We start from the raw sequence: 19408 nt of genomic DNA on the forward strand, positions 1-19408 counted from the left end.
GGCATCCACTTTTCCGCACGATGCTCTAATTGTAGGCTAGGTGCTCGGGCAGAAAATAGAACAGCCACTCCAGCTTCAGGACGTTTTGTAGTTCACGGAAGCTGGGCGGCTGATAGCGCGACACCACATGCAGCGGCTTGCCGGTGATTTTTAGCGCCTCGATGAGCAGGACGATCGAGGTGTCGACCGTGGCGATCCGCGCGGCGCGTTCGATCACCGTGCTCCAGTCAATCAGGGTGTAGCCCTCAACCATCCGTAAGCGGACTTCCTTTTCCGGCGCCCGGTGCGGAAAGGGAATGGTGCGAGAGCTGCAGGTCTCGTTGATCAGGGCATAGGGCACGCCGTCGTCCAGGCCCAGTTCGCGAAACAGCCGCTCTTCTTTTTCCAGATCGCGGCGCAGGGTGACGTGATCGGCCCAGCCGTCCATCTCGACGCCGGAGACCTGGTATTTCAGGTCCATGGTCTGTTCGGGGGCGTAGCGCCAGGAGAAGAACAGCGACAGGAACGTGTAGGCGTTGGCCTCGATGGGGCTGAGCGCGATCTTGTCGGCCAGGAACAGGATCTCGTCGCGAAACTCGAAATCGTGCTCGAGGGTCGGGGTCTCGACATTGTCCGGCATCACCAGGGCGTCATAGACCCAGCGGTGCGTCTGGCGCACCGGCAGGATCACTCTGCGGCCGCCGGCGGCATAGGTTTTGACGATCTTCTGGATGAAGAGCAGATCGCCGGCCATGCCGGGCTGGAAGATGATCACGGGCTTCATGTCGGGCTCGCAGAATCGGGCTGGTGACCAGTCTGGCACAACTTGGCTTTTGGACACCCTGTGACGGAGGCGCGCGGCTTCTCAGCCTCGCGCCGAAATCGGCCGCAAGTGGGTTGGGGAGGCGCGAAGCGGCCGGGACGACCCCGGATGACCGTGATGTGTTGTTTGCGTTTCGGCTCGACCTGTCCGCTTCGCAGAAGCTGTTCTTGCGTGAGGATTGGGCCAAGCGAGCGTGTTTCAGCTCTGATACCCAAGAGCCCCCGTACGGGCGCGCACCAAGGTCAATCGGCTAACCGTCTCGACCCCCGACGATGCGCGATAGGCGGGTTTACGATCCCTCGCCCTGTTGCTCCACGCTGTTCCTCCGACGAGCCTTCCGGTGGTCCCGGATCTATCCAACGAACAGACCACCTTCGTCCTCGCCGCGTGACCGCGCGGCCCCGCTCAGCTCCATCCCCATCGCCGCTGTTGGGCCGGATCCAGGCGCCTCCCCCTGCGACGGGGACAGCTGTGATTATGCAGCGGGTTTCAGCGCCGAGGATTGGCGCGATCAACTATTTTACAAGCCGTTGATTTCGTTGAACTCGACCTTGGCAAGAACGGGGATTGGGCGCCACCTATCCCCATACTCCACCGTCATTCCCGCCCTTGTGGCGGGAACCCCTCTATCCGCCGCAGGTGCGGGAGGGGCGAAGTGCGCGCGCACTTCGCTGGCGCTTCACGTGTCAGCTAAACCAGGGGTTCCCGCCACAAGGGCGGGAATGACGGTGATCTATTAGAGCGGCGTCCCGCACCCCTTCGCGCCGAAGAGAGCCATCCCTAAATCTCACGGTGAGACGATCGCTGGTCTGGAAAGGTCACTCAAGGACCGCCCTGCGGGCGGCCGCTCCGCGGCGGCGAAGCCGTCCTTGACTGACCTTTCCAGACCAGCACGCTGCAGCCTCCAAGAGATTTAAGGGTGAGCGGGACGCGGGGCGTCCGCTTGTTGGCAATGAGCCAAAGACTATTTTCGCCCGAGTCGGACCTTCGGACGTCAAGCGTCAGGTGCTAATTCGCTCTGATAGACAACGAGGCCTTGGCCTGACCGGACGGCGGACTCAGCGGCGGCTCTCAGCGTTGCATCGGATATGAGATCCGTATCGCTGCTGGTGGCCTTAGACCGCTGAGCTTCGACGTGTAGCCATCCGTTATCTTGCGCGAAGGTCACCGCAGATTGCTGGGCGCTCTCCAAGCTCAGGCCCGTCGAGTACAGTAACAAGGCGTGTCGAGCTCCTGCACGATAGCCGGAGAGTTCACTAGCGACTCCCTGCGCGAGGAAAACGAAGAGATCCTGAGCCATGCGCGTTCTTGTTCGCTTTGTCCCGCTCGCGCAACGTCCGCTCACCACCCCGAGCAGACAATCACCCAGTCCGCTTCCGGCATCGGCCGGCTCAGCCCAGCGGGTATTCCCGCTCCAGCCGATAGGCCGAGCCCTCGGCGCCCAGCCAGCTGGAATAGAGCCCGAAGCGCTCCACCCGGAACGGCGGCGAATGCAGCAGGTTGTTGGCCTGCACCCAGGCGCCGACCTCGGGCACGGCGGGGCGTTTGAGATAGGCCAGGGTGACATGCGGGGTGTAGAGCCGCGCCTCGGGTTTCAGGCCCACCGCGCGCGCGGCCCGCTCGTTGGCCTTGGCCAGTCCGCGCAGGTCGCGGCTCTCCCCCACGCCGGCCCAGACGGCGTGGATCTCGACGCCCTCGCCGAAATGGCCGACGCCGGCCAGTTCCAGATCAAAGGCCGGGGCCTCGATCTGGGCCAGGGCCTCGTCCAGTTCGGCGGCCACAGGCTCCTGCACATCGCCGATGAACTTCAGCGTGATGTGAAAGGCGTCCTGCGGCCGCCAGCGCGCGTGCTCGATGCCGTGCTGACGGGTCAGCAGGCCCTGGCCGATTTCGGGCGGTACGGCGATGGCGGTGAACAGGCGCAACATGGGTGTCAGGGGCAGGGATTGGGCTGGGCGGCGTGGATGGCGTTGACGGCCTTTTCCAGCTCGTCGGTCCAGGTCAGGTCGAAGGCGTCGATGGCGATCTTCAGCTGGTCCATGGAGGTGGCCCCGATGATCGTCGAGGTCACGAACTGGCGCGCGTCGCAGAACTTCAGGGCCAGGGTGGCCGGATCGATGCCGAACTTGCCGGCCAGGTCGACATAGGCGCGGATCGCGGCCTCCGCCCCGGGGCCCTCATAGCGCTGCATGCGGTTGTAGAGCGCCTTGCGCGAGCCTTCGGGCAGGCCGCCGTCCAGATACTTGCCGGTCAGGGCGCCCTGCGCCAGCGGCGAATAGGCCAGCAATCCAACCTGTTCGCGCATGGCGATCTCGGCCAGGCCGTATTCGAACGTGCGGTTGGCCAGGTGATAGGCGTTCTGGATCGAGGCGATGCGGGGCAGGCCGCGCGCTTCGGCTTCGGCCAGGAAGCGCATCACGCCCCAGGGAAACTCGTTGGAAACCCCGATGGCGCGGATCGTCCCCTTCTTCACGTGGGCGTCGAGGGCCTCGAGGATGTCGCCGAAGGTCTCGTAGTCCTGCTCGTAGTCCTTGAAGGTCTGGCCGCCGAACACCCGCACCGGACGGTCGGGCCAGTGCAGTTGGTAGAGGTCCAGATAGTCGGTGTTCAGGCGCTTGAGCGAGCTTTCAACCGCCTCGTCGATCTGGGCCCGGGTGTGCCGGGTGGAGGCGCCGTCGGCGCGCATCCAGGTCAGGCCGCCAAAGGCGCTGCCGCGACCGGCCACCTTGGAGGCCAGGACGATTTCGCTGCGCTTGCCGGTCTTCTGCAGCCACGCGCCGATATGGCGCTCGGTATTGCCCTGGGTCTTGGGATCGGGCGGGCTGGAATACATCTCGGCCGTGTCCCAGAAATTGACCCCGCGCTCGAGCGCATAGTCCATCTGGGCGTGGGCCTCTTCCTGACTGTTCTGCGAGCCCCAGGTCATGGTGCCCAGGCAGCAGCGCGAGACCATCACGCCGGTTCGTCCCAGTTCCGAATAGTCCATTCGCGCGTCCGCCCTTTTTGTTTGGTCTGGCCTAATTAAGCGGTCCGGCGCGGCGTGCAACAGCCGTCCCTTGCGCGAAGCCACGGCCGTGCCAATATTGGTATGGCGTCCATTTCGGGCGCGATCAATCAGAAGGGCTTTCCCTCGATGAACGACCTCAACCGCGGCTATGCGCGCTCGATCCCGGTGGATCGCGCCGACATGTCGGTTGACGCCGGCCTGCGCAGCTTCATGCTCGGCGTCTACAACAAAGTGGCGTTGGGCCTCGTCCTGTCGGGCGCTCTCGCCTTTGTCACGTCATCGGTTCCCGCCGTCCGCGACCTGATGTTTGTGGTCGAAGGTGGTCGCCTGATCGGCGTGACGCCCCTTTACATGGTGGTGGCCTTCGCCCCGCTCGTCCTGCTGCTGGTCGCCGGCTTCGCCCTGCGCAACCCCAAGCCCCAGACGGCCGGCGCCCTGTACTGGACCATCGTCACGCTGATCGGCGCGTCGCTGGGCTCGGTGTTCCTGCGGTACACCGGCGAGTCGGTCGCCTCGACCTTCTTCGTCACGGCGGCGGCCTTCGGCGGTCTCAGCCTGTTCGGTTACAGCACCAAGAAGGACCTGACCGGTTTCGGCAGCTTCCTGATCATGGGCGTCTTCGGCCTGGTCATCGCCTCGATCGTCAGCATCTTCTTCAAGAGCCCGGCCCTGGTCTTCGCGATCAACGTCCTGGGCGTGCTGATCTTCTCGGGCCTGATCGCCTATGACACCCAGCGCCTGAAGATGACCTATTACGAACTGGGCGGCGACACCGCAGCCCAGAGCGTGGCCACCAATTTCGGCGCGCTGAGCCTGTACATAAACTTCGTCAATCTGTTCCAGTTCCTGCTGTCGCTGTTCGGCGGCAACCGCAACTAGGCCGGATAGGCGCGGAAACGACGAGGCCCCGGCGGGACACCGCCGGGGTTTTTTAGTTTGTGCTGGAGGGAAGAAGACCTTCCTATTTTCGCGTGGGTTTGTTCGCCCGATGATCAGGTCCCCAGACCGACAGGCATTCATGATGCTCGATAGTCCGCCCAAGCAAGAGATGATCTCGCTGCCGCCAGTGCCCGTCGGCGCCAAACGTGTGCTGCACGTGGGATGCGGGCCCAACAATCCGGAAAATCTCCATCCTGTCTTCCGGACTAACGAGTGGACCGAGGTCCGCTTCGACATCGATTCGTCCGTAAAGCCGGATCTCGTAGGCGACATCACCGCCATGTGGGATGTTGGGGAAAGTCAGTTCGACTCGGTCTGGTCCTCGCACAACATTGAGCATCTCGACGAACATAAGGTTTGCCTGGCCTTCTACCATTTCTGGCGGGTCCTTAAGCCAGGCGGGTTCCTGCTGATCACTTGTCCTGACCTCCAGGCCATTGCCGCCCTGGTGGCCGAGGACGGGTTGGACCTGCCGGCCTATCAGTCCCCTGCCGGTCCGATCCGTCCGATGGACATGATCTACGGCCACAGCAAATCGATCGCCATGGGCCAAACCTACATGGCTCACCGCACGGGATTCACCCGGCGGACCCTGACTGGGTCACTAGAGGCCGCCACTTTCGCCGACGTCCAATGCATTCGCGGCAAGCCCGGCTTCTTCGATCTCTGGGCCGTCGCTACCAAGCCTGGGCCGGAGTGATCGCTGTAGTGGGGTCGCCGGGCCACCAGCCCTCAATCCACCACCGAGAACTTGCCCTTCTCGAACAGCTTCAGCACGTGGGCCAGCTCGTGGCCGCGCTTGAGGATCATGCCGCCCTGGCCGATCACCGCCCAGGCGCCCTGCTTGCGGGCCAGGGCCGGCCGTTTCTCGACGCGATAGAGCGGCGCCTCGGCCGCATGGCGGAAGATCGAGAACACCGCGCAGTCGGACAGGCCGGCGATGCCGTAGTCGCGCCATTCGCCGGCGGCGACCATGCGACCATACAGGCGCATGAGCGTATCGAGCTCGCGCCGCTCAAAGAAGGTCACGCCACCTGGCGAGGGGGCGGACGGAAACTGCGGATCCAACGCCATCGGACGAATCCTAACCCCAGTCCGCCCGGTTTGGCGAGCGTGGCGTGGCGGTCACGGCTTGGGAAATTGCAACACGACGGTCACGACGCGCCGCGAAAGGACCTTATTTTCGACCTTCGGCCGCCTGTTTGGTCCGCCAATTTATCAGTGTCGGCTGATCGGACATCTCACGGTCCTGGATCCTGAACAGCCCCCCCAGCCCCCCTCGATCGCGGGCCGGTCGGCCGACAGAGCTATCCATCCCCCAATGAGTCCGCGCGGTCCTTCCCCCCCACCGCGCGGGCTTTTTGCTGTCGGGCCGCCGGGCCGCCGGCCTGGCCTGCCGCCTTGAAAGGACCTTGGTTTGGTCGTGGTCGCGCCTGTTTCGGACCCGATAAAGGCAGGGTCAGCCGACCGGCTTCGGGATCGGGGCCCTGAACAGCCCCCCCAGCCCTCTCCGGTTTCGAACCGGTTTGCTGACGAACAAGCCCTCTCCAAAAGAGCCCGCGCGATTGCCCCCTCGGTCGCGCGGGTTTTTGCTGTCTGGGGGTCAGCGCTAGAGCAAAGGTCGCCATGATTGAATCATGTCGTTTGCTCTAGATTCTTGTTTTGATGCGTTATTTCGGCGGCGAACCGGTATCCACTTCGCCGAATAACGCTCTAGCGCTCGGCGGTTTCGAGCACGCCGAGAATCCGGCCGCCCTTGGCGCCCTGGACGATGACCACCGTCTGCAGCTCGGCGTCTGCGGCCGCCGGCAGGCGGTACAGCTTGGGACGGCCGGACCACGGTCCCAGCCGAACCAGTTCGCGCACCACATTGCGGTGGACCAGGGTCTGGCCCTTGTTGTCGCCACGCTTGACGGCGATCTCCTGCTCGCGCGGATCAAACCGCACCAGCCACACCTCGCCGCCGCCGCGCGGGGCGGGGCCCGAGCCGACCGCGACGCGGGTCTTGCCGACAAATTCCATGTCCGGCGGATTGGACGAGGCCTTGGCGGCGGTCTTGATCAGGTCTTCGACCGCTTCGGCCTTGGCGCCCGAAGCCTGGACGCGGCCGCCGACCACCATCTGGGGCGTGGGCACGTCGCGCAGGGCGAATTTCTTGACATAGGCGCGCTGGCGATCGGCGAAGCCGGGCTTGGCGAAGGTGTCCTTCCAGCCCAGATAGTCCCAGTAGTCGACCGAATAGGTCAGGGCCAGGACGCCCTCGCGCTGGGCCAGGTCGGCCGCCAGCTGGTTGGCCTTGCCGCACGACGAGCAGCCCTGGGCCGTGAACAGCTCGACAACCACGGGCAGCCGGACCACCGGGGCCTTGGCGGCCCAGGCGGAGGTGGCGGCGAGGCCCGAGAGAGCCAGACAGAACAGGGAAAGGGCGGCCTTACGCATTGCGGGTCACTTAAGCCAAGATCGCGGGTCTAGGCCGTTCACGAGGCCGTGAAGGCCGAGTTCTTTTGCCAAAGTTCGCGCCACAAACGAAAACGGCCCGCCGGATCGCTCCGGCGGGCCGCTTCCTGGATGTCAGCGCTGCGTTAGTCGGCCTTGGCCAGGTTGCGCAGCACGTAGTTCAGGACGCCGCCGTTCTTGAAATATTCAAGCTCGGTCGGGGTGTCGATGCGGCAGCGGACCGGGAAGCGGGCGATACGGCCATCGGTCGGGCGGTAGAGCTCGACGATCAGCTGCTTGCGCGGGGCCAGATCGGTGAGGCCGCGGATCGAGACGATCTCCTCGCCGGTCAGTTCCAGCTTCTGCCAGCCGTCCTGGATGAACTGCAGCGGCAGAACGCCCATGCCGACCAGGTTCGAGCGGTGAATCCGCTCGAAGCTCTCGGTGATCACCGCGCGGACGCCCAGCAGCTTGGTGCCCTTGGCGGCCCAGTCACGCGACGAGCCGGTGCCATATTCCTTGCCGGCGAAGACCACCGAGGGGCGACCCTCTTCCTGGTACTTCATGGCCGCGTCGTAGATCGACATCACCTGGCCCGACGGGAAGTGCTTGGTGACGCCCCCTTCGATGTCCGGGGTGATGCGGTTGCGGATGCGGATATTGGCGAAGGTGCCGCGCATCATCACCTGGTGGTTGCCGCGACGCGCGCCGTAACCGTTGAAGTCGATGGGCTGCACGCCGTTGTCGACCAGGTACTGGCCGGCCGGGCTGGAGGTCTTGATCGAACCGGCCGGGCTGATGTGGTCGGTAGTGATCGAGTCGCCGAACACGGCCAGGACGCGGGCTTCCACGATGTCGGTGACCGGGGTCGGGGTCATCGACATGTTGGGGAAGTAGGGCGGGTTCTGGACGTAGGTCGAGTCACCTTCCCAGGCGTAGGTCTGGCCGCCGGTGATCTTGATCCCCTGCCAGTTCTTGTCGCCCTTGAAGACGTCGCCGTAACGGCTGGCGAACATCTTTTCGGTGACCGACTTGCGCTGCAGGACGGCGATGTCTTCGTTCGAAGGCCAGATGTCCTTCAGGAAGACGTCGTTGCCCTTCTTGTCCTGGCCCAGCGGCTGGGTGGCCAGGTCGATCTTCATCGAACCGGCCAGGGCGTAGGCCACGACCAGCGGCGGCGAGGCCAGGTAGTTGGCGCGAACGTCGGGGTTCACCCGGCCTTCGAAGTTGCGGTTGCCCGAGAGCACCGAGCAGGCGACCAGATCGTGGTCGGCAATGGTCTTGCTGATGGCTTCCGGCAGCGGGCCCGAATTGCCGATGCAGGTCGTGCAGCCGTAACCCACCAGGTTGAAGCCCAGGGCATCGAGGTGCTTGGTCAGGCCGGCCTTGAGCAGATAGTCGGTGACCACCTGCGAGCCGGGGGCCAGCGAGGTCTTGACCCACGGCTTGACCTTCAGACCCTTGGCGACCGCGTTCTTGGCCAGCAGGCCGGCGGCGATCAGCACCGAGGGGTTGGAGGTGTTGGTGCACGAGGTGATGGCCGCGATGACCACGTCGCCGTGACCGACGTCGAAGTTCTCGCCTTCGACCGGGGCGCGCAGCTCGGGGTTTTCGGCCTTGCCGAATTCACCGGCCAGCGACTCGGCGAACTTGGACGCGGCGTCGGTCAGCAGAACCCGGTCTTGCGGGCGCTTGGGGCCGGCCAGCGAGGGCAGGACAACCGACAGGTCCAGTTCCAGGGTGTCGGTGAAGGTCGGCTCGGGCGTGCCCGGCTCCCACCACAGGCCCTGCTCCTTGGCGTAGGCTTCGACCAGGGCGATGCGAGCGGCCTCGCGGCCGGTGCCCTTCAGATAGGCGATGGTCGCGGCCGAGATCGGGAAGAAGCCGCAGGTCGCGCCATATTCCGGAGCCATGTTGGCGATGGTCGCCTGGTCTTCCAGGGTCAGGTTGGCCAGGGCGTCGCCGTAGAATTCGACGAACTTGCCGACCACGCCCTTCTTGCGCAGCATCTGGGTGACGGTGAGCACCAGGTCGGTGGCCGTCGCGCCTTCCGGCATGGCGCCGGTCAGCTTGAAGCCGACGACTTCGGGGATCAGCATCGGGATCGGCTGGCCCAGCATGGCCGCTTCAGCCTCGATGCCGCCCACACCCCAGCCCAAGACCGACAGGCCGTTGACCATGGTGGTGTGGCTGTCGGTGCCGACGACGGTGTCGGGATAGGCGAAGTTTTCGCCTTCGACCTCATTGGTCCAGACGGTCTGGGCCAGATATTCCAGGTTCACCTGGTGACAGATGCCGGTGCCGGGGGGCACGACGCGGAAGTTGTTGAAGGCCGACGAGCCCCAGCGCAGGAAGCGGTAGCGCTCGATATTGCGCTCATATTCGCGGGCCACGTTGGCGTCGTAAGCCTTGGCGTCGCCGAAATTGTCGACCATCACCGAGTGGTCGATGACCAGGTCGACGGGGTTGAGCGGGTTGATCTTGGCCGGGTCGGCGCCGAGAGCGACCATGGCGTCGCGCATGGCGGCCAGGTCGACCACGGCGGGAACGCCGGTGAAGTCCTGCATCAGCACGCGGGCGGGACGGAAGCTGATTTCGTGCTCGACGGCCCCCTTGTTCTGCAGCCACGCGGCCACGGCCTTCAGGTCGGGTTCGTCGACGGACACGCCGTCTTCGTTGCGCAGCAGGTTCTCGAGAAGCACCTTCATCGACACCGGCAAGGAAGAAACACCGGTCAGACCGGCTTCCTCAGCGGCGCGAAGGCTGTAATAGACGTAGGTCTTGCCACCGACGATCAGTTCGCGGCGGGCTTTAAGGCTGTCAACAGACGCCATTCGGGAGATCCCTTCTCTGTCCACGGCCGCCCGAAAACCACTCCCGGGATCGCGCGATCGAGGGGGACCCACAGCGTCCATCCCCGCGCCGCGTCCCCTGACAAGCTGGAGGGGGACGGCCGAGGGCTTCTTAGCGCTGCTAATGTTCAACGTCCATGCGCGGGACAAGGTCTTGGCATGTTGAGAACTGTTCTCATTAAAGATTTGGCCGTGTCACGCGGCGAACGGCGACTGTTTTCGGGCTTCAATCTGCAGATTGACGCGGGCGAAGCCGTCGAACTGACCGGTCGAAACGGGTCCGGCAAGACCAGTCTGCTGCGCGCCGTCGCCGGCCTGCTGCGGCCCGAAGCTGGCCAGATCGTCTTCGAGGATCTCGAGCCTGAGACCGCCCGCGCCGAGCATCTGCACATGGTCGGCCACCAGGACGGCCTGAAATCCACCCGCACCGCCTGGGAAGAGCTGCGGTTCCAGACCCTGTGGTGCGGCGGCTCACCGGCCACGGCCCGCCAGGCGGCCGAGCGGTTTGATCTGGTGCGGCTGCTCGATCTGGAGGTTCGCCGCCTGTCGGCCGGCCAGCGGCGCCGCCTGGCCCTGGCCCGACTGGTCGCCAGCCCGCGCACCCTTTGGCTGCTGGACGAGCCGATGGCGCCGCTGGACTCGACCCATCGCCTGACCTTCGGGGCCCTGATGGCCGAGCATCTGGTCGGTGGCGGCATGATCCTGGCGGCGGTCCATGATCCCCTGCCCGTCTACGCCCGCGTGGCCGAGGTCGGCGCATGACCGCCTTCCTGATCCTGCTGCGCCGCGAACTGGCCCTGGCCTGGGGCAAGGGCGGCGGGCCGCTGCTGGCCCTGGCCTTCTATGCCGGCGTCGTCACCCTGCTGCCGATGGCCACCGGCCGCGCGCCTGAAAAGCTGGCCGCCGTGGCCCCCGGCATCGCCTGGCTGGCCCTGGCCCTGGCGGCCCTGCTGTCGCTGGAGCGCCTGTTCGAACGCGATTTCGAGGACGGGGCCCTGGACCTGCTGGCCCTGGGTCCGGCCTCGCTGGAGGCCGTGGCCGTGGCCAAGTGCCTGGCCCAGTGGCTGGCCTCGGGCGCGCCCCTGGCCCTGGCGGCGCCGATCGCCGCCCTGGCCCTGGGCGCCGATCCCAAGATCATTCCGCTGCTGGTGCTGTGCGGCCTGTTCGGCGGCCTGGCCTTCGCCTTCCTGGGCGGCCTTGGGGCCAGCCTGGCCCTGGGCAGCCGGCGCGGCGGCCTGCTGGTGGCGGTGATCGTCCTGCCGCTCTATGTCCCGCCGGTGATCTTCGGGGCCGGGGCCCTGGACGCCCTGGCCGGCGGCCTGCCGTGGACGGGCGGCCTGTTTCTGATGCTGGCCTATTGCACGGCGGCAGTGGCCTTGAGCCCCCTGGCCATGGCGGCGGCGTGCCGGAACGCGCTGGACTAGGTCATCCTGTCATCCCGGAAGCCTCGAAGAGGCTATCCGGGACCGCGGCGAGCTCGGCGCTTCCGGCGGTCCCGGCTCTTCGCTTCGCTGCGGCCGGGATGACAGGGCCTCTTGGCGATGAAGCCCCTCCTCCAAGACAACCCTGTAATATTGTTCATCCAAACTGACATTTTCGCGCCACAGGCCGGTGGCCAAGCTCTCGCCAGATCTGGTTCCGAGGGAGAAACCACTATGCAGAAGTCCACGCGCCGCCTGGCCCTGGCCGCCAGCGCCGTTCTCGCCATCACCGCCGCTGCAGGGGCCGCCATGGCCCAGATGCCGCCGCCTCCGCCGCCCCCACCCCCCGCGCTGCCGCCGCTACCGCCTTTGCCGCCGCTTCCGCCGATGGACGCCATGATGATGGGCGGCCACGACATGGCGATGAGGCATCACGGCCGACCCGCCGATCCGGAAGCCCATGCCAAGCACCTGCGCGACGTGCTGCAGCTGCGCCCCGACCAGGACGGCGCCCTGAAGGCCTATATCGAGGCCACGGCGCCGCAGAAGATGGCCGACGCCATGATGTGGGACAGCAAGGACGACGGCGACGACAAGCCTTTGACCACGCCCGAGCGCCTCGACCGGCAGGCCGCCCACATGACGAAAATGGCCGAGACCTTCCAGAAGCGCGCCTCGGCGACCAAGGCCTTCTATGCGGCCCTGTCGCCCAGCCAGCAAAAGGCCTTCGACGCCCTGGGCCCGCACGGCGGCGGTCCGCGCATGATCGTCAAGCACCTGGACATCCGCCACGACGGTCCGCCGATGGGCGAACACAAGGAAGAGCGCAGGATGGTCATCAAGCGCAAGGCCAGCTGATAAGGGTCGATACTAATTGCGGGCGTTCATCGGGGGCTCTAATCAGCTTCTCATGGACGCCCGACACCCGTTTGATTTCCTGACCAACCCCGAGCGGTTCATGGCCTTCTCGCGGTGGGCCGCGCCGATGTTCGGGGCTATCGCCGCCGTGCTGGCGGTCGCTGGCCTGTATCTGACCTTCACGGTCCCCGAGGACTACCAGCAGGGCGACACGGTGCGGATGATGTTCATCCACGTGCCCGCCGCCATCATGAGCATGATGGTCTATCTGTTCCTGGGCGTTTCCAGCCTGCTGGCCCTGATCTTCCGCCACGCCTTGGCCGACGCCGCCGCCCGCGCCTGCGCGCCGCTGGGCGCGGTGTTTACCGCCCTGGCCCTGGTCACCGGCTCGCTGTGGGGCCGGCCGATGTGGGGGACCTGGTGGCAGTGGGACGCTCGCATGACCTCTGTGTTGGTGCTGTTCCTGTTCTATCTGGGCTATCTGGCCCTGCGCGGCGCGCTGGAGGACGAGCAGAAGGCCGCTCGCGCCGCCGCCATCCTGGCTTTGGTCGGGCTGATCAACCTGCCGGTGGTCAAGTTCTCGGTCGACTGGTGGAACACCCTGCATCAGGGGTCCTCGACCCTGTTCGCCCAGCCGGAAGACCGCCTGCCGGCCGTGTATCTGTGGCCCTGGGCCCTGATGAGCCTGGCCTATCTGTCGGCCTTCGGGTCGCTGTGGCTGGTGCGGATCCGCGCCCTGGTCTGGCGGCGCAAGGCCCGCGCCCTGGCCCTGCGGATCGCGGAGCGCTGAGATGGATTTCGACGCCGGAAAATATGCGATCTATGTCTGGCCGGCCTTCGGGATCACGGCCGTCGCCTTTGGCTGGATGATCCTTGACAGCCTGGCCCAGGCCCGCCGCTGGAAAGCCGAGCTGGAGCGCCTGCAAGCCGAGCTGGACGCCCCCAAGGATGTCGGGCCGTGAAGCGCTGGCTGGCCTTCGCGCCGCTGGTTGTGCTGGCCCTTCTGGCGCTGCTGTTCGCCGGCTACGCCCTCAAGCGCGACCCCAAGGTCTCGCCCCACGCCATGGTCGGCAAGCCGATGCCGGCCCTGATCCTGCCCGAGCTGTCCAGCGGACAGCCGACCGCCTTCAAGGACGCTGCCCAGGGCGGCCCTGTGCTGGTCAATTTCTTCGCCTCGTGGTGCGCGCCCTGCGAGATCGAGCATCCGCAGCTGATGGCGCTGAACGCCCAGGGCGTGAAGATCATCGGTGTCGCCTACAAGGACGCCCCGCCCAACACCCAGGCCTTCCTGGCCCGGCTGGGCGACCCCTTCGCCGCCCGGCTGGTGGATCGCAACGGCGCCGCGGGACTGGAGTTCGGCGTCACCGGCGTGCCCGAGACCTATCTGGTCGGCTCGGACGGCATGATCCTGGCCAAGCATACCGGGCCCCTGACGCCCGATGCGGCCGAGGACCTGCTGGCCAAGGCTCGCTAAAAACTGTCATCCCGGCCGCAGCGTAGCGTAGAGCCGGGACCGCCACAGGCTCAGAGCTTCCGGCGGTCCCGGCTCGGCGCGCTTCGCGCTTGGCCGGGATGACAGGTTTCAAGGTGCGCTGAGACGTCGCGGCGCTTTGGCGTTAACCCGACGTTGACCATGCTCGCAGACTTTCAGTTAACCATGTTAGACTTCGAGTCATGAGCACCGTCCGTCCCGCCGGCTGGCCTTCGGCCCCCGCCAGACCCGCCTCGACCCCTGCGTCGGGCGGCGCGGCGACGCGTTCGGCCTTCTTCCAGGCGGCGCTCGGCGACGCTGCGCCCACGCGCCCGGCCCAGACGGCCGCCTCGGTGCAGATGCAGGCTCAAGCCCAGGCCCAGCCGCAGCGCCAGGCGCCGGCCCGGCCGTTCACGCAGCCGGACGCGCAGCCGCAGAAGGTTCTGCGCCCGGGCTCGCTACTGAATATCGTGGTCTAGAAAACCCTCAGGCGGCCTTCTTGGCGGCCTTGTCCTTCTTGGGCTTCTTGTCTTTTTTCGGCTTGTCGGCCTTGGCCTTCTTGACCTTCGGCTCGCTGTCGACCGCTCGATGCAGATCCGCGCCGGCCATGTCGGCCAGCAGGTCCAGGAAGCCGTCGCGCTTGCCGGGCTTCAGCAGGGCCATGATCCGCGCGTCGGCCATGGCGACCATCGGCGCGACCTCCTCGAGCATGATCCGCCCCGAAGGCGACAGACGCACGCTGTTGGCGCGGGCGTCCTGGTCGGAGCGCTGACGCTCCAGATGGCCCTTGGTGATCATCCGGGCGACCATGTCGGCCAGGGTCGAGCGGTCGATGCCGGTGGCCTTGACCAGGGCCGTCTGGGTGACGCCCTCGTTCTGGGCCACGGCCGACAGCACGGCGAACTGGCGCTGAGTGACGCCGGCCGCGCCACATTCCTCGGCGTAGATATCGAGCGCCAGCTGCAGCACCCGGTGCAACAGATGGCTGGGCGATCGCTCCAGCAAACCGCCGCTCTTCTCGACCTTCGTCTTGGACATGAGCTCGCCTTCGTCTTTTCAGCCGACGGACAGAGACTATCATCGTTACACGTCGATTTAACGACAATACTCCGTGGGCGGCGCAAGGCGCCCCGGCAAGAGTTCCAGTGCGTTGAAAACCGTCGGGTCGGAGCCTGGAGGCCGGCGCCTAGAAGCCGGCGTCTGGCGGCTCGGGCGCGGCCGGTTCGTCGCCCTTGGCCATGTGCTTCATCATGAACGGCACCTGGGTCAGGGAGAAGATGATCGCCAGCGGCAGCAGGGCGACCCGAAACTTCACCCAGTTCTCCGTATCCTGGGTGAGCCGGACGATTTCGTTCAGTATGGCGGCCGAAGCGAAATAGGCGCCGTAGCGCAGGGTCAGGGTGCGCCAGGCCGCGTCAGGCAGTTGCATGGCCTCGCCCATCAGCGCCTTCAGCGGCGCGCGGTTCATCAGGGCGCCGCCGATCATGAAGCCCGCCAGGGCCCCGTTGACGACGGTGACCTTGATCTTCACGAACACGTCGCTCTGGAAGATCAGCCCCAGGGCGCCGAAGATCAGGGCCATGACGCCGGAGAACAGCGGCAGCAGGGCCACGCGGCGCTCAACGGCATAGCCCACGACCAGGGCCACGGCCGAGGCGGCGACCAGCACCCAGGTGGCCGTCTGGAAGTTCTTGGTGGTGAAATAGGCGATGGCGAAGGCGATCGGCGCGCCATAGTCGACGGCGGTGCGCACCCAGGCGGCGTGCTTCTTCTTGGTCTGCTGTTCGTCCATGGCCTAGTCCTCCAGCCCCACCAGCGAGCGCGAAAAGGCGCGGGCGTCGAAGGGTTGCAGATCCTCGACCCCCTCGCCCACGCCGATCAGCTTGATCGGGCTGTCGCTGGCCTGGGCCACCGGCACCAGCACCCCGCCGCGCGCGGTGCCGTCCAGCTTGGTCATGACAATCCCCGACACGCCGACCTGGTTGCCGAAGATCTTTTCCTGGGCCAGGGCGTTGCGGCCGACCGTGGCGTCCAGCACCAGCAGGGTTTCGTGCGGATAGTCGGGATCGACCTTCTTGACGACCCGGATGACCTTGAGTAGCTCGTCCATCAGGCCCTGCTTGTTCTGCAGACGGCCGGCGGTGTCGATCAGCACCACGTCATAATGCTCGGCCTTGGCCCGCTCAACGGCTTCATAGGCCAGGGCGGCGGCGTCCGACCCGGTCGGCTTGGACATGAAGTCGGCCCCGGCCCGGTCGGCCCAGACCTTCAGCTGCTCGACGGCGGCGGCGCGGAAGGTGTCGCCGGCGGCGATCAGGACGCGGGCGCCCTTCTCGGTCAGGTCGGCGGCGATCTTGCCCAGGGTGGTGGTCTTGCCCGAGCCGTTGACGCCGATGAACAGCACCACATAGGGACGCGGCCCGCCCAGCGGATCGAAACGGCCCTCGCGGTCGGCGAGCTCGGCGGCGACCAGCTCGGCCAGGGCTTCCTTGACTTCGGTTTCGGTCGACGACTTGCCAAACCGCGCCTTGCCGAAGGCGTCGGTGATGCGGGCGGCGATCTGGGGTCCCAGGTCAGCCTCGATCAGCATCTCTTCCAGGGCGTCCAGCTGTTCCTGGTCCAGGGGCTTCTTGGTGAAGACCCCGGTGACTTGCTCGGTCATCGCCTGGGAAGACCGGGTCAGGCCAGACGTGAGGCGCTGGAACCAGCCTTGTTTCTGCTCGGGCTTGTCGTTCATCAGCGCTCCTTTAGGGGAACGGGCGAAAGTGTAAATCAGATATTACCGGCCCATGGTTTCCGCCGCAGAGCCGGCCGTGGCATGAACGGCCATGGACCCGCTTCTCGACCCGACCATGGACCCGCTGTCGACGACCCTCTTCTGGCTGGACTATGCCGCCGCCGCCGTGTTCGGGGCCACAGGCGCGCTGGCGGCGGCGCGGCGCAAGCACGACATCATCACGTTCGGCTTCTTCGCGGCGATCACCGGCGTCGGGGGCGGCACCCTGCGCGATCTGCTGATCGGGGCGCCGGTATTCTGGGTGCAGCGGCCCGGTTACATCCTGGCGTGCCTGGCGGCTGCGACCGTGGTCTGGCTGCTGGGCAAGCGCGGCTGGCGGTTTCGCGCCCTGCTGTGGCTGGACGCCCTGGGCATGGCCGCCTTTTCGGTGGTCGGCGCCGCCAAGGCCCTGAGCCTGGGCGTTCATCCGTTCACGGCCGTGGTCATGGGCGTGCTGACCACCGCCTTTGGCGGCGTGATCCGCGACGTGCTGGCCGAAGAGCCCAACCTGCTGCTGCGCCGGGAAATCTACATCACCGCCGCCCTGCTGGGGGCGTCGGTGTTCACGGTGCTGGACCTGCTGGGCCTGGGCTTCTGGCCGGCGGGACTGGCGGGCTTCGTCGCGGCCTTCGGCCTGCGGGCGGCGGCGATCAAGCTGGGCTGGAGCCTGCCGGGGTTTGTTGGCGGCGAGGACAAGGCCGAAGACTGAGCGCCTTTTGCGAAGGACGGCTGCCCAGCAAGGTGCGCCGGGTCGTGCGAAAAAAGATTCGCGGCCCTCTTGCGCGCCCTCACCACGACTGCAATCTTTATCAAGCGGGCCGGGCCCCTCTGACGATCATCGCAGCTGAAGAGCGCGATCGTGATGTCGGACCGCATCGGGTGCGCTCGATGCCGGGTCCAGTGGGTTGTTTCCCCCCAAGAGCCCAGCAGGCCCGGTATCGGGCGCGCCCTCCCATCAGAGGAGAGCACAGATGTCTTTCAACCCCATCCACGCGACACGCGCGCGCATCACCGACGCTTGGACACCGGTCCAGCTGGACCTGCTGGACGCTTTGGTGGCCGCCTGCGCCCTGGTGGCCCAGGCCGACGGCTGGGTCACGCCGGACGAGCGCGGCCGCATGCTGGAGCGCATGCGCGGCCTGGCGGCCTTGACGGTCTTCGGGATCGACGACGCCCTGGAAGTCTTCGAGGCTCTGGACCAGCGCTTCGAACAGGATGCGGAAACCGCCCGGCTCGAGGCCGAACTGGCGATCCGCCGCCTGCGCGGCCGCGATGACGTCGCCCGGGTGGTCGTCAACTCCGCCTGCGCCGTCGCAACCGCCGATGGGGGGCTCGATGCCGAGGAGCGCGACGTCCTGCTGCGAATCTGCGCCCTGCTGTCGCTGGATCCGATCCAGTTCGACCTGATCACCACGGCGGGCCGGCGATGAGAGTCGGCGGCTATGCTCCCCCAACACCCTGGGTCTCGCTGCAACTGGCCCAGCAGGCCCTGGTGCAGGCGGCGTCCCACGCCAGCCAGCCGACCGCCAAGCCGGTGACGCCGCCGGACCGCATCGAGCCTGCGCCGGCGCCGCGCCCCCTGAACCGGGGCCTGCTGGACATTCGAGTCTAGGGCTAGACCTCTAAGTCGCCGATTTAAGGAACTTGTCTTTCGATCCTGACGGACCCGTCCGGTCGAAGAGGGCGCGAGTTCCACCGCGTTTCCGCAAAACCCGCCCGCCGTGATCAGCCTGAGCGCTTGAGATCCGGCGGGCCTGAAGACCTGAGCGAGATCATGGAATTCCTGAACCTGCCGGTAATCGGCAAACCGCTCTGGATGTGGGCGGGCTTCATGCTGGCCGTCGTGGCCCTGCTGGCCTTCGACCTTGGCATCCTGCATCGCAAGACCCGCGAGATCGGCGTGCGCGAAAGCCTGCTGATGTCGGCGATCTATATCAGCCTGGGCCTGGGCTTTGGCGGCCTGGTCTGGATGCAGCTGGGCGCGACCGCCGGGGTCGAGTATCTGACCGGCTTCGTGATCGAGAAGAGCCTGGCGATCGACAATGTCTTCGTCATCGCCCTGATCTTCGGCTTCTTCGCCATTCCGCCGGCCCTGCAGCACCGGGTGCTGTTCTGGGGCGTGCTGGGCGTGATCGTGCTGCGGGCCATCATGATTGGCGTCGGTGCGGCCCTGGTCAGCCAATTCGGCTGGGTGCTGTACATCTTCGCCGCCTTCCTGATCCTGACCGGGGTGAAGATGCTGTTCGCGGGCGACAAGCCCCTGGACCTGACCAACAACCCCGCCCTGAAATGGCTTCGCCGCGTGCTGCCGATCAGCGATACGCTGCACGGCGACCGCTTCTTCGTCCAGGGCATCGACTCGCGCACCGGCAAGGCCGCCCGCCTGGCCACCCCGCTGTTCCTGGCCCTGGTGCTGGTCGAGCTGGCCGATCTGGTGTTCGCCGTCGACTCGGTGCCGGCGATCTTCGCCATCACCACCGATCCCTATATTGTCTACACCTCCAACATCATGGCGATCCTGGGCCTGCGGGCGCTGTACTTCGCCCTGGCGGCGGTGCTGCACCGCTTCGCCTATCTCAAGCAGGCCCTGGCCGTGCTGCTGGTGTTCATCGGCGGCAAGATCTTCGTCGCCGACGCCCTGGGCTGGGAGAAGTTCCCCGCCACCCTGTCGCTGTCGATCACCTTCGCCATCCTGGCGGCCGGCGTCGGCTGGTCGCTGTGGAAGACCCGCAAGGCGCCCGCCCTTCCGGGTGCGCCCGGCGCTGGCGCCTAAGCGCTCGCCCGATTCGCCGGGCGATCTGAAGAAGAACCGGGTCGGACCCTGTCCGGCCCGGTTTTTTCATGGC

General features: G+C 66.4%; 22 protein-coding genes and 1 pseudogene. 14 read left to right on the forward strand and 9 right to left on the reverse strand.

Going from position 1 to position 19408, the window contains the following annotated elements:
* Window positions 1-25: 25 nt before the first annotated feature.
* Entirely contained in the window at window positions 26-763 is a 738-nt protein-coding gene (locus ACN2C8_RS17985) for a hypothetical protein (protein ID WP_419253403.1), read from the reverse strand.
* Window positions 764-1385: 622 nt separating this feature from the next.
* Here ACN2C8_RS17985 and ACN2C8_RS17990 point away from each other — a divergent pair.
* A pseudogene (locus ACN2C8_RS17990) lies at window positions 1386-1528 on the forward strand (hypothetical protein); the annotation flags it as partial.
* Between the two features lie 665 nt (window positions 1529-2193).
* Here the strand turns inward: ACN2C8_RS17990 and thpR are convergent.
* Both thpR and ACN2C8_RS18000 read right to left on the reverse strand, forming a co-directional pair.
* Entirely contained in the window at window positions 2194-2730 is a 537-nt protein-coding gene (thpR, locus tag ACN2C8_RS17995) for an RNA 2',3'-cyclic phosphodiesterase (protein WP_419253404.1), read from the reverse strand.
* A 5-nt stretch (window positions 2731-2735) separates the two neighbouring features.
* The gene (locus ACN2C8_RS18000) at window positions 2736-3788 is read right to left on the reverse strand and encodes an aldo/keto reductase (protein ID WP_419253405.1); all 1053 of its coding nucleotides are present in this window, start codon (window positions 3786-3788) and stop codon (window positions 2736-2738) included.
* Between the two features lie 147 nt (window positions 3789-3935).
* Between ACN2C8_RS18000 and ACN2C8_RS18005 the strand changes: the two genes are divergently transcribed.
* Window positions 3936-4688 carry a Bax inhibitor-1/YccA family protein gene (locus ACN2C8_RS18005; RefSeq protein ID WP_419255919.1) on the forward strand — a complete coding sequence of 251 codons (753 nt, stop codon included), beginning with the start codon at window positions 3936-3938 and terminating at the stop codon, window positions 4686-4688.
* A 139-nt stretch (window positions 4689-4827) separates the two neighbouring features.
* Window positions 4828-5448 (forward strand): class I SAM-dependent methyltransferase, encoded by a 621-nt coding sequence (locus ACN2C8_RS18010; protein WP_419253406.1) that lies wholly within the window; start codon window positions 4828-4830, stop codon window positions 5446-5448.
* A gap of 32 nt (window positions 5449-5480) precedes the next feature.
* Here ACN2C8_RS18010 and ACN2C8_RS18015 read toward each other — a convergent pair whose 3' ends face one another.
* The 3 genes from ACN2C8_RS18015 to acnA form a co-directional block, all read right to left on the reverse strand.
* A complete protein-coding gene (locus ACN2C8_RS18015) occupies window positions 5481-5822 on the reverse strand; it encodes a DUF2794 domain-containing protein (RefSeq protein ID WP_419253407.1) in 342 nt (113 codons plus the stop codon).
* Between the two features lie 639 nt (window positions 5823-6461).
* A complete protein-coding gene (locus tag ACN2C8_RS18020; protein ID WP_419253408.1) occupies window positions 6462-7187 on the reverse strand; it encodes a DUF1223 domain-containing protein in 726 nt (241 codons plus the stop codon).
* A 143-nt stretch (window positions 7188-7330) separates the two neighbouring features.
* Window positions 7331-10018, reverse strand: coding sequence for an aconitate hydratase AcnA (gene acnA, locus ACN2C8_RS18025; RefSeq protein WP_419253409.1), 2688 nt, complete (start codon window positions 10016-10018; stop codon window positions 7331-7333).
* A gap of 177 nt (window positions 10019-10195) precedes the next feature.
* Between acnA and ccmA the strand changes: the two genes are divergently transcribed.
* The 7 genes from ccmA to ACN2C8_RS18060 all read left to right on the forward strand — a co-directional run bounded on the left by ccmA (window position 10196) and on the right by ACN2C8_RS18060 (window position 14265).
* Window positions 10196-10798 carry a heme ABC exporter ATP-binding protein CcmA gene (gene ccmA / locus ACN2C8_RS18030; protein WP_419253410.1) on the forward strand — a complete coding sequence of 201 codons (603 nt, stop codon included), beginning with the start codon at window positions 10196-10198 and terminating at the stop codon, window positions 10796-10798.
* On the forward strand, window positions 10795-11460 hold the full coding sequence (gene ccmB / locus ACN2C8_RS18035; RefSeq protein ID WP_419253411.1) for a heme exporter protein CcmB: 666 nt from the start codon (window positions 10795-10797) through the stop codon (window positions 11458-11460). Before ccmA ends, ccmB begins: the two co-directional genes overlap by 4 nt.
* A gap of 231 nt (window positions 11461-11691) precedes the next feature.
* Complete coding sequence (locus tag ACN2C8_RS18040; protein WP_419253412.1) at window positions 11692-12315, forward strand: Spy/CpxP family protein refolding chaperone; 624 nt, start codon at window positions 11692-11694, stop codon at window positions 12313-12315.
* 52 nt (window positions 12316-12367) lie between these two features.
* Complete coding sequence (ccmC, locus tag ACN2C8_RS18045; RefSeq protein WP_419253413.1) at window positions 12368-13105, forward strand: heme ABC transporter permease CcmC; 738 nt, start codon at window positions 12368-12370, stop codon at window positions 13103-13105.
* 1 nt (window position 13106) lies between these two features.
* Window positions 13107-13277, forward strand: coding sequence for a heme exporter protein CcmD (gene ccmD, locus ACN2C8_RS18050; RefSeq protein WP_419253415.1), 171 nt, complete (start codon window positions 13107-13109; stop codon window positions 13275-13277).
* Window positions 13274-13789, forward strand: coding sequence for a DsbE family thiol:disulfide interchange protein (locus ACN2C8_RS18055; RefSeq protein ID WP_419253416.1), 516 nt, complete (start codon window positions 13274-13276; stop codon window positions 13787-13789). Before ccmD ends, ACN2C8_RS18055 begins: the two co-directional genes overlap by 4 nt.
* A gap of 200 nt (window positions 13790-13989) precedes the next feature.
* A complete protein-coding gene (locus tag ACN2C8_RS18060; RefSeq protein ID WP_419253417.1) occupies window positions 13990-14265 on the forward strand; it encodes a hypothetical protein in 276 nt (91 codons plus the stop codon).
* A gap of 7 nt (window positions 14266-14272) precedes the next feature.
* On the opposite strand, the gene ACN2C8_RS18065 is transcribed toward ACN2C8_RS18060, so the two are convergent.
* The 3 genes from ACN2C8_RS18065 to ftsY form a co-directional block, all read right to left on the reverse strand.
* Window positions 14273-14824, reverse strand: coding sequence for a MarR family winged helix-turn-helix transcriptional regulator (locus ACN2C8_RS18065; RefSeq protein WP_419253418.1), 552 nt, complete (start codon window positions 14822-14824; stop codon window positions 14273-14275).
* Window positions 14825-14972: 148 nt separating this feature from the next.
* Window positions 14973-15578: an inner membrane-spanning protein YciB gene (locus ACN2C8_RS18070; protein ID WP_419253419.1), complete on the reverse strand. Its 606-nt coding sequence runs from the start codon at window positions 15576-15578 to the stop codon at window positions 14973-14975.
* Between the two features lie 3 nt (window positions 15579-15581).
* Window positions 15582-16523 carry a signal recognition particle-docking protein FtsY gene (gene ftsY / locus ACN2C8_RS18075; RefSeq protein WP_419253421.1) on the reverse strand — a complete coding sequence of 314 codons (942 nt, stop codon included), beginning with the start codon at window positions 16521-16523 and terminating at the stop codon, window positions 15582-15584.
* Window positions 16524-16614: 91 nt separating this feature from the next.
* Here ftsY and ACN2C8_RS18080 point away from each other — a divergent pair, with 91 nt between their 5' ends.
* The 4 genes from ACN2C8_RS18080 to ACN2C8_RS18095 all read left to right on the forward strand — a co-directional run bounded on the left by ACN2C8_RS18080 (window position 16615) and on the right by ACN2C8_RS18095 (window position 19335).
* Complete coding sequence (locus ACN2C8_RS18080; RefSeq protein ID WP_419253422.1) at window positions 16615-17271, forward strand: trimeric intracellular cation channel family protein; 657 nt, start codon at window positions 16615-16617, stop codon at window positions 17269-17271.
* A 262-nt stretch (window positions 17272-17533) separates the two neighbouring features.
* Window positions 17534-17992: a tellurite resistance TerB family protein gene (locus ACN2C8_RS18085; protein WP_419253423.1), complete on the forward strand. Its 459-nt coding sequence runs from the start codon at window positions 17534-17536 to the stop codon at window positions 17990-17992.
* Entirely contained in the window at window positions 17989-18174 is a 186-nt protein-coding gene (locus ACN2C8_RS18090) for a hypothetical protein (RefSeq protein ID WP_419253424.1), read from the forward strand. The genes ACN2C8_RS18085 and ACN2C8_RS18090 overlap by 4 nt, the downstream gene beginning before the upstream one ends.
* 150 nt (window positions 18175-18324) lie before the next feature.
* Window positions 18325-19335 carry a TerC family protein gene (locus tag ACN2C8_RS18095; RefSeq protein ID WP_419255920.1) on the forward strand — a complete coding sequence of 337 codons (1011 nt, stop codon included), beginning with the start codon at window positions 18325-18327 and terminating at the stop codon, window positions 19333-19335.
* Window positions 19336-19408: the final 73 nt, after the last annotated feature.

It is taken from the genome of Caulobacter sp. ErkDOM-C, from assembly GCF_048541825.1.
GTDB lineage: Bacteria > Pseudomonadota > Alphaproteobacteria > Caulobacterales > Caulobacteraceae > Caulobacter.

Excerpts from the sequence above, each read along its gene's own strand:
- ACN2C8_RS18005 (WP_419255919.1), top strand. The coding sequence starts at position 3,936 with ATGAACGACCTCAACCGCGGCTATGCGCGCTCGATCCCGGTGGATCGC.
- ACN2C8_RS18015 (WP_419253407.1), bottom strand. The coding sequence starts at position 5,822 with ATGGCGTTGGATCCGCAGTTTCCGTCCGCCCCCTCGCCAGGTGGCGTG.
- ACN2C8_RS17985 (WP_419253403.1), bottom strand. The coding sequence starts at position 763 with ATGAAGCCCGTGATCATCTTCCAGCCCGGCATGGCCGGCGATCTGCTC.
- ccmA (WP_419253410.1), top strand. The coding sequence starts at position 10,196 with ATGTTGAGAACTGTTCTCATTAAAGATTTGGCCGTGTCACGCGGCGAA.
- ACN2C8_RS18070 (WP_419253419.1), bottom strand. The coding sequence starts at position 15,578 with ATGGACGAACAGCAGACCAAGAAGAAGCACGCCGCCTGGGTGCGCACC.
- ftsY (WP_419253421.1), bottom strand. The coding sequence starts at position 16,523 with ATGAACGACAAGCCCGAGCAGAAACAAGGCTGGTTCCAGCGCCTCACG.
- ccmD (WP_419253415.1), top strand. The coding sequence starts at position 13,107 with ATGGATTTCGACGCCGGAAAATATGCGATCTATGTCTGGCCGGCCTTC.
- ACN2C8_RS18060 (WP_419253417.1), top strand. The coding sequence starts at position 13,990 with ATGAGCACCGTCCGTCCCGCCGGCTGGCCTTCGGCCCCCGCCAGACCC.
- ccmC (WP_419253413.1), top strand. The coding sequence starts at position 12,368 with ATGGACGCCCGACACCCGTTTGATTTCCTGACCAACCCCGAGCGGTTC.
- ACN2C8_RS18010 (WP_419253406.1), top strand. The coding sequence starts at position 4,828 with ATGATGCTCGATAGTCCGCCCAAGCAAGAGATGATCTCGCTGCCGCCA.
- ACN2C8_RS18085 (WP_419253423.1), top strand. The coding sequence starts at position 17,534 with ATGTCTTTCAACCCCATCCACGCGACACGCGCGCGCATCACCGACGCT.
- acnA (WP_419253409.1), bottom strand. The coding sequence starts at position 10,018 with ATGGCGTCTGTTGACAGCCTTAAAGCCCGCCGCGAACTGATCGTCGGT.
- ccmB (WP_419253411.1), top strand. The coding sequence starts at position 10,795 with ATGACCGCCTTCCTGATCCTGCTGCGCCGCGAACTGGCCCTGGCCTGG.
- ACN2C8_RS18065 (WP_419253418.1), bottom strand. The coding sequence starts at position 14,824 with ATGTCCAAGACGAAGGTCGAGAAGAGCGGCGGTTTGCTGGAGCGATCG.
- ACN2C8_RS18000 (WP_419253405.1), bottom strand. The coding sequence starts at position 3,788 with ATGGACTATTCGGAACTGGGACGAACCGGCGTGATGGTCTCGCGCTGC.
- ACN2C8_RS18020 (WP_419253408.1), bottom strand. The coding sequence starts at position 7,187 with ATGCGTAAGGCCGCCCTTTCCCTGTTCTGTCTGGCTCTCTCGGGCCTC.
- thpR (WP_419253404.1), bottom strand. The coding sequence starts at position 2,730 with ATGTTGCGCCTGTTCACCGCCATCGCCGTACCGCCCGAAATCGGCCAG.
- ACN2C8_RS18080 (WP_419253422.1), top strand. The coding sequence starts at position 16,615 with ATGGACCCGCTTCTCGACCCGACCATGGACCCGCTGTCGACGACCCTC.
- ACN2C8_RS18090 (WP_419253424.1), top strand. The coding sequence starts at position 17,989 with ATGAGAGTCGGCGGCTATGCTCCCCCAACACCCTGGGTCTCGCTGCAA.
- ACN2C8_RS18040 (WP_419253412.1), top strand. The coding sequence starts at position 11,692 with ATGCAGAAGTCCACGCGCCGCCTGGCCCTGGCCGCCAGCGCCGTTCTC.